This window comes from Citrobacter sp. CK198, assembly GCF_030333295.1.
In the GTDB taxonomy this organism is placed as follows: Bacteria; Pseudomonadota; Gammaproteobacteria; order Enterobacterales; family Enterobacteriaceae; genus Citrobacter_B; species Citrobacter_B koseri.
This window is the reverse complement of sequence record NZ_JAOWGE010000022.1, coordinates 85,188-91,492: the sequence shown is the minus strand read 5'-3', so window position 1 is coordinate 91,492 and position 6,305 is coordinate 85,188. Positions and strand designations below refer to the sequence as shown.

At 52.0% G+C, this 6,305-nt stretch carries 8 protein-coding genes; all 8 read right to left on the bottom strand.

Annotated elements, in window-relative coordinates:
• Positions 1 to 1,157, bottom strand: a 1,157-nt coding sequence (gene tuf, locus OGY62_RS02510) for an elongation factor Tu (protein WP_286458992.1), incomplete at its 3' end; no start/stop codon positions are given.
• A 70-nt stretch (positions 1,158 to 1,227) separates the two neighbouring features.
• Positions 1,228 to 3,342: an elongation factor G gene (gene fusA, locus OGY62_RS02505; RefSeq protein ID WP_012135435.1), complete on the bottom strand. Its 2,115-nt coding sequence runs from the start codon at positions 3,340 to 3,342 to the stop codon at positions 1,228 to 1,230.
• A gap of 97 nt (positions 3,343 to 3,439) precedes the next feature.
• Positions 3,440 to 3,910 (bottom strand): 30S ribosomal protein S7, encoded by a 471-nt coding sequence (gene rpsG, locus OGY62_RS02500; protein WP_002920113.1) that lies wholly within the window; start codon positions 3,908 to 3,910, stop codon positions 3,440 to 3,442.
• Between the two features lie 96 nt (positions 3,911 to 4,006).
• Positions 4,007 to 4,381: a 30S ribosomal protein S12 gene (gene rpsL, locus OGY62_RS02495; protein WP_000246815.1), complete on the bottom strand. Its 375-nt coding sequence runs from the start codon at positions 4,379 to 4,381 to the stop codon at positions 4,007 to 4,009.
• A gap of 125 nt (positions 4,382 to 4,506) precedes the next feature.
• Positions 4,507 to 4,794, bottom strand: a complete 288-nt coding sequence (tusB, locus tag OGY62_RS02490; RefSeq protein ID WP_024131005.1) for a sulfurtransferase complex subunit TusB — start codon at positions 4,792 to 4,794, stop codon at positions 4,507 to 4,509.
• Between the two features lie 7 nt (positions 4,795 to 4,801).
• Complete coding sequence (tusC, locus tag OGY62_RS02485) at positions 4,802 to 5,161, bottom strand: sulfurtransferase complex subunit TusC (RefSeq protein WP_283316500.1); 360 nt, start codon at positions 5,159 to 5,161, stop codon at positions 4,802 to 4,804.
• Positions 5,161 to 5,547 (bottom strand): sulfurtransferase complex subunit TusD, encoded by a 387-nt coding sequence (gene tusD / locus OGY62_RS02480; RefSeq protein ID WP_012135438.1) that lies wholly within the window; start codon positions 5,545 to 5,547, stop codon positions 5,161 to 5,163. Before tusD ends, tusC begins: the two co-directional genes overlap by 1 nt.
• Positions 5,547 to 6,269 (bottom strand): helix-turn-helix transcriptional regulator, encoded by a 723-nt coding sequence (locus tag OGY62_RS02475; protein WP_003023643.1) that lies wholly within the window; start codon positions 6,267 to 6,269, stop codon positions 5,547 to 5,549. The genes tusD and OGY62_RS02475 overlap by 1 nt, the downstream gene beginning before the upstream one ends.
• Between the last annotated feature and the right edge of the window lie 36 nt (positions 6,270 to 6,305).

Sequence of the window (6,305 nt, the reverse complement as noted above, 5' to 3'; positions counted from 1 at the left end):
GCGCCAACAGTACGGCCGCCTTCACGGATTGCGAAACGCAGACCGTCGTCCATCGCGATCGGGTGGATCAGGGTAACAACCATTTTGATGTTGTCGCCCGGCATTACCATCTCTACGCCTTCCGGCAGTTCGATGGTGCCAGTCACGTCAGTTGTACGGAAGTAGAACTGCGGACGGTAGCCTTTGAAGAACGGAGTATGACGGCCGCCTTCGTCTTTGGACAGAATGTACACTTCAGATTCGAACTTGGTGTGCGGCTTGATGGAACCCGGCTTAGCCAGTACCTGACCACGTTCGATTTCTTCACGTTTGATACCACGCAGCAGAACACCTACGTTCTCACCAGCACGGCCTTCGTCCAGCAGTTTGCGGAACATTTCAACGCCAGTACAGGTAGACTTCGCAGTCTCTTTGATACCAACGATTTCAACTTCTTCGCCCACTTTGATGATACCGCGCTCTACACGACCGGTAACAACGGTACCACGACCGGAGATGGAGAATACGTCTTCGATCGGCAGCAGGAAAGGCTTGTCAATCGCACGCTCTGGTTCCGGGATGTAGGAATCCAGGTAGCCAGCCAGTTCGATGATTTTCGCTTCCCACTCTGCGTCGCCTTCCAGCGCCTTCAGAGCAGAACCACGAACGATCGGCGTGTCGTCGCCCGGGAAATCGTACTGAGACAGCAGTTCACGCACTTCCATCTCAACCAGTTCCAGCAGCTCTTCGTCATCAACCATGTCGCATTTGTTCAGGAACACGATGATGTACGGAACGCCTACCTGACGACCCAGCAGGATGTGCTCACGGGTCTGCGGCATCGGGCCGTCAGTCGCAGCAACAACCAGGATCGCGCCGTCCATCTGCGCAGCACCGGTGATCATGTTTTTAACATAGTCGGCGTGGCCCGGGCAGTCTACGTGCGCGTAGTGGCGAGTCGGGGTGTCGTATTCAACGTGAGAAGTGTTGATGGTGATACCACGAGCTTTTTCTTCCGGCGCGTTATCGATCTGGTCGAATGCACGAGCAGCACCGCCGTAGGTTTTAGCCAGTACGGTAGTGATTGCAGCAGTCAGAGTAGTTTTACCATGGTCAACGTGGCCGATGGTGCCGACGTTAACGTGCGGTTTTGTACGTTCAAATTTTTCTTTAGACACGGCTATATTCCTTACTATAGTGCTCTCCCCTTCAGGAGAGAGCACGGGACTTAGGTTTTAATCCTGTGGATTATTTACCACGGGCTTCAATAACGGCCTGAGCAACGTTGCTCGGTGCATCATCATACTTCAGGAATTCCATAGTGTATGATGCGCGACCTTTGGTCAGAGAACGCAGCTGAGTTGCATATCCGAACATTTCAGACAGCGGTACTTCAGCGTGGATCTTAACGCCAGTAACTTCGGATTCCTGACCGCGCAGCATACCGCGACGACGGCTCAAGTCACCAATTACGTCACCGGTGTTCTCTTCCGGCGTTTCTACCTCAACCTTCATGATCGGCTCAAGCAGAACAGGTTTCGCTTTCTTAAAGCCTTCTTTAAAGGCAATAGACGCAGCCAGTTTAAACGCCAGTTCAGAGGAGTCAACGTCATGGTAAGAACCGAAGTGCAGACGGATACCGATGTCAACAACCGGATAACCAGCCAGCGGGCCTGCTTTCAGCTGCTCCTGGATACCTTTATCAACGGCCGGGATGTATTCGCCAGGGATTACACCACCCTTGATGTCGTTGATGAACTCGTAGCCTTTCGGGTTGGAACCCGGCTCCAGCGGGTACATGTCGATAACAACATGACCGTACTGACCGCGACCACCAGACTGCTTGGCGTGTTTACCTTCGATATCGGTAACTTTCGAGCGAATCGCTTCGCGGTAAGCAACCTGAGGTTTACCGACGTTCGCTTCAACGTTGAATTCACGCTTCATACGGTCAACGATGATGTCGAGGTGCAGCTCACCCATACCGGCGATAATGGTCTGGTTAGATTCTTCGTCAGTCCATACGCGGAAAGACGGGTCTTCTTTAGCCAGACGGCCCAGAGCCAGACCCATTTTTTCCTGGTCAGCTTTGGTTTTCGGTTCTACTGCGATGGAGATTACCGGCTCAGGGAATTCCATACGTTCCAGAATGATCGGCGCGTCCGGGTCACACAGGGTGTCACCCGTAGTTACGTCTTTCAGACCGATAGCAGCAGCGATGTCGCCCGCGCGAACTTCTTTGATCTCTTCACGTTTGTTAGCGTGCATCTGAACGATACGACCGAAACGCTCACGTGCGGATTTCACAGAGTTCAGTACAGTATCACCAGAGTTAACCACACCAGAGTACACACGGAAGAAGGTCAGGTTACCCACGAACGGGTCGGTAGCGATTTTGAATGCCAGTGCAGAGAAAGGCTCATCATCGCTAGCATGACGCTCAGCCGGCGTATCTTTACCGTCGTCCAGGATACCGTTGATCGCAGGGACGTCAACCGGGGATGGCAGGTAATCAATTACCGCATCCAGCATCGCCTGAACACCTTTGTTCTTAAATGCAGAACCACAGGTTACCAGGATGATTTCGTTGCTCAGAACACGCTGACGCAGAGCTTTTTTGATCTCTTCTTCAGTCAGTTCTTCGCCACCCAGGTATTTCTCCATCAGCTCTTCAGAAGCTTCCGCAGCGGACTCGATCAGGTTCTGGTGCCATTCTTCAGCCAGTTCCTGCATGTCAGCCGGGATATCTTCGTAAGTGAAGGTAACGCCTGCATCTGCTTCGTTCCAGTTGATGGCTTTCATTTTCACCAGGTCAACAACACCGGTGAACGCTTCTTCAGCGCCAATCGCCAGTTGCAGCGGAACAGGGTTCGCGCCCAGACGGCTTTTGATCTGACCAACAACTTTCAGGAAGTTCGCACCCATACGGTCCATTTTGTTAACGAACGCAATGCGCGGAACTTTATATTTGTTTGCCTGACGCCATACGGTTTCAGACTGCGGCTGAACACCACCAACTGCGCAGTAAACCATTACTGCACCATCAAGAACACGCATGGAACGTTCTACTTCGATAGTGAAGTCAACGTGCCCCGGGGTGTCGATGATGTTTACGCGATGCGGTTCATACTGCTTAGCCATACCAGACCAGAATGCAGTAGTCGCTGCGGAGGTGATGGTAATACCACGCTCCTGCTCCTGCTCCATCCAGTCCATGGTAGCTGCGCCGTCATGAACTTCACCGATTTTATGGTTTACACCGGTGTAGAACAGAATACGTTCGGTAGTAGTGGTTTTACCGGCGTCGATGTGCGCACTGATACCGATGTTACGGTAGCGTGCGATGGGTGTTGTACGAGCCATTTGATTCCTCGTTTTATCTTCTAGGCGTTCAATTTAAGTAGCCCAAAGCGGGCTGCTTGCTGGAAGCGCCCGCCTGGTGACTAAAATTCCGAAGGGATTACCAACGGTAGTGTGCGAACGCCTTGTTGGCTTCTGCCATACGGTGAACGTCTTCACGTTTCTTAACTGCAGTACCTTTGTTGTCTGCAGCATCAGTGAGTTCGTTCGCCAGGCGCAGAGCCATGGATTTATCACCGCGTTTACGAGCAGCTTCAACGATCCAACGCATTGCCAGAGCATTACGACGAACCGGACGGACTTCAACTGGTACCTGATAAGTAGAACCACCAACGCGGCGAGACTTAACTTCGACAGTCGGGCGCACGTTTTCGAGAGCTACTTCGAAAGCTTCCAGTTCAGATTTACCAGAACGCTGAGCCAGGGTCTCCAGCGCGCTGTATACGATAGTTTCGGCAGTAGATTTTTTACCATCTACCATCAGGATATTTACAAATTTAGCCAGCAGTTCTGATCCGAACTTCGGATCCGGAAGAATTTTACGCTGACCAATGACGCGACGACGTGGCATGGAAATACTCCGTTGTTAATTCAGGATTGTCCAAAACTCTACGAGTTTAGTTTGACATTTAAGTTAAAACGTTTGGCCTTACTTAACGGAGAACCATTAAGCCTTAGGACGCTTCACGCCATACTTGGAGCGAGCTTGCTTACGGTCTTTAACGCCGGAGCAGTCAAGCGCACCACGTACGGTGTGGTAACGAACACCCGGGAGGTCTTTTACACGACCGCCACGGATCAGGATCACGGAGTGCTCCTGCAGGTTGTGACCTTCACCACCGATGTAGGAAGTCACTTCAAAACCGTTAGTCAGACGAACACGGCATACTTTACGCAGCGCGGAGTTCGGTTTTTTAGGGGTGGTAGTATATACACGAGTACATACGCCACGTTTTTGCGGGCATGCTTCCAGCGCAGGCACGTTGCTTTTCGCAACTTTGCGAGCACGTGGTTTGCGTACCAGCTGGTTAACTGTTGCCATTAAATAGCTCCTGGTTTTAGCTTTTGCTTCGTAAACACGTAATAAAACGGCCTCACACAATATGAGGACGCCGAATTTTAGGGCGGTGTCGAAAAGGTGTCAAGAAATATACAACGATCCCACAATCACCAGGCCATCTGGCTGGGATGCTTAACCGCAAGTCTGACGAAGTCAGTATAGTCAACCCTGACGACACTGTCTGAAATTTGACCGCTCAAACCGCGAGCATCGATATCTTCTTTCAGTGCGTAAACCGTTATGGGGGCGTTACGCAAACTTTCAAGGAAACGGCTACCTTCGATGGCCGCCGTAACGCCATCCTGTAGCAATAAAAGCGCATCGCCTTCTTTGCACACGCGAAGAAGCGCGGAAACGTCACTGAGCCATGCGGAACGATGTAATGTATGCAGGATAGTCACGTCAGAACCTCAGGATAACATCATAATTGTCCAGTTCACCGCGCAACGCTTCAGGTTCAAGCGGCGTCGCATCCACAATGAAACTCGCCCCCGTCTCCAGACCGCGCTCACGCAACGAAGCGGCGCACAGCCAGCATTGCTCGATATCGTACAGCCCCAGCAGTTTGAAGGTGGCGATGTAATCCCGCGCCAGCACGACGTCAGGCGTTTGTCCCGAAAGAATCTGAAAAACGCCGTCGCTGATAAAAAAGACGCCAATCTCTTCCGTCAGCGCCGACGTCGCCAGTAACGCATCCAGTCCTTCGCGGCCCGACGCGCTGCCGTGCGGCGTGGTGGAGAATACAAAAGCAATACGTTTCATCAAAACTGCACCACGCGATCGCAGGTCAAGGAGGCTTCCGCCAGCGCGCCAAGCCCGCTCAACGAAAACCCTGGCTGTAAGTTGGCTGATGCCAGCGCCAGCCTTTTTGCTTCGGTCTCATCCACAATGCCGCGACGCAGCGCCGCCGCAACGCAGATATTCAACGCGACGCCATGCTGCGCGCCCAACTGCTGCCATGCGCGCACCAGGTCGAATTCATCGCTGGCCGGAGAGGTCAACTGGTTGGCGTTATACACGCCTTCCCGGTAGAAAAAGACGCTGCTCAGCTCATGCCCTTCGTTAACTAAGGCATGTGCAAACTGCAACGCGCTGCTCGCTTGCTGCGTTCCGTACGCAGGCCCCGTCACCACAATGGCAAAACGCATTACTTATCTTGCCCCTGGAAGTCGCCGCTTTTGAACTGACGAATATAGAGGTAGACCGTATGTTTGGAGATGTTCAGGCGGTCAGCCACCTGGTTAATCGCATCTTTAATATCGAAGATCCCCTTCTCATACAGATTCAGCACAATCTGACGATTCTTCGCGTTATTAGAGACATTGCGATCGGCATTCACCTCTTCAATGGTGAATTCCAGCGTCTGAGTGACCAGATCCTCCACCGAGGAGGCAAAGTTCACGGCGGAACCCACTTCCGGCGTTTCCGGCGGAATAAAGGTATTCATAATCTGCGAGAACGGCACATCAAGGTTCATGTTGATGCACAGCAGACCAATTACGCGATGCTCGCGGTTGCGAATGGCAATCGTCACTGACTTCATCAGGACACCGCTTTTCGCGCGTGTGAAGTAACACTTCGATACGCTGCTATCCGCACCCGTCATATCATGCAGCATGCGCAATGCAAGGTCAGTGATCGGCGAGCCAATTTTGCGCCCCGTGTGTTCACCGTTGGCAATGCGAATGGCTGAGCATTTCAAATCCTGCAAAGAGTGCAATACGATTTCACAATGGGAACCAATGAGCATCGCTAACCCGTCCACCACCGCTTCGTAGGATTTCAGAATATCAAAGTCGGTTTGATCGAAAGGACGTTGATCCAGTAAGTCAAGCTCACTGGTTTCGTTGGTTAAAAGCGACCTGGACATGAAAAAAAACACTCCTTTTCAGGAGCCTGTCGTTAT

Excerpts from the sequence above, each read along its gene's own strand:
- rpsL (WP_000246815.1), bottom strand. The coding sequence starts at position 4,381 with ATGGCAACAGTTAACCAGCTGGTACGCAAACCACGTGCTCGCAAAGTT.
- fusA (WP_012135435.1), bottom strand. The coding sequence starts at position 3,342 with ATGGCTCGTACAACACCCATCGCACGCTACCGTAACATCGGTATCAGT.
- tusC (WP_283316500.1), bottom strand. The coding sequence starts at position 5,161 with ATGAAACGTATTGCTTTTGTATTCTCCACCACGCCGCACGGCAGCGCG.
- tusD (WP_012135438.1), bottom strand. The coding sequence starts at position 5,547 with ATGCGTTTTGCCATTGTGGTGACGGGGCCTGCGTACGGAACGCAGCAA.
- OGY62_RS02475 (WP_003023643.1), bottom strand. The coding sequence starts at position 6,269 with ATGTCCAGGTCGCTTTTAACCAACGAAACCAGTGAGCTTGACTTACTG.
- rpsG (WP_002920113.1), bottom strand. The coding sequence starts at position 3,910 with ATGCCACGTCGTCGCGTCATTGGTCAGCGTAAAATTCTTCCGGATCCG.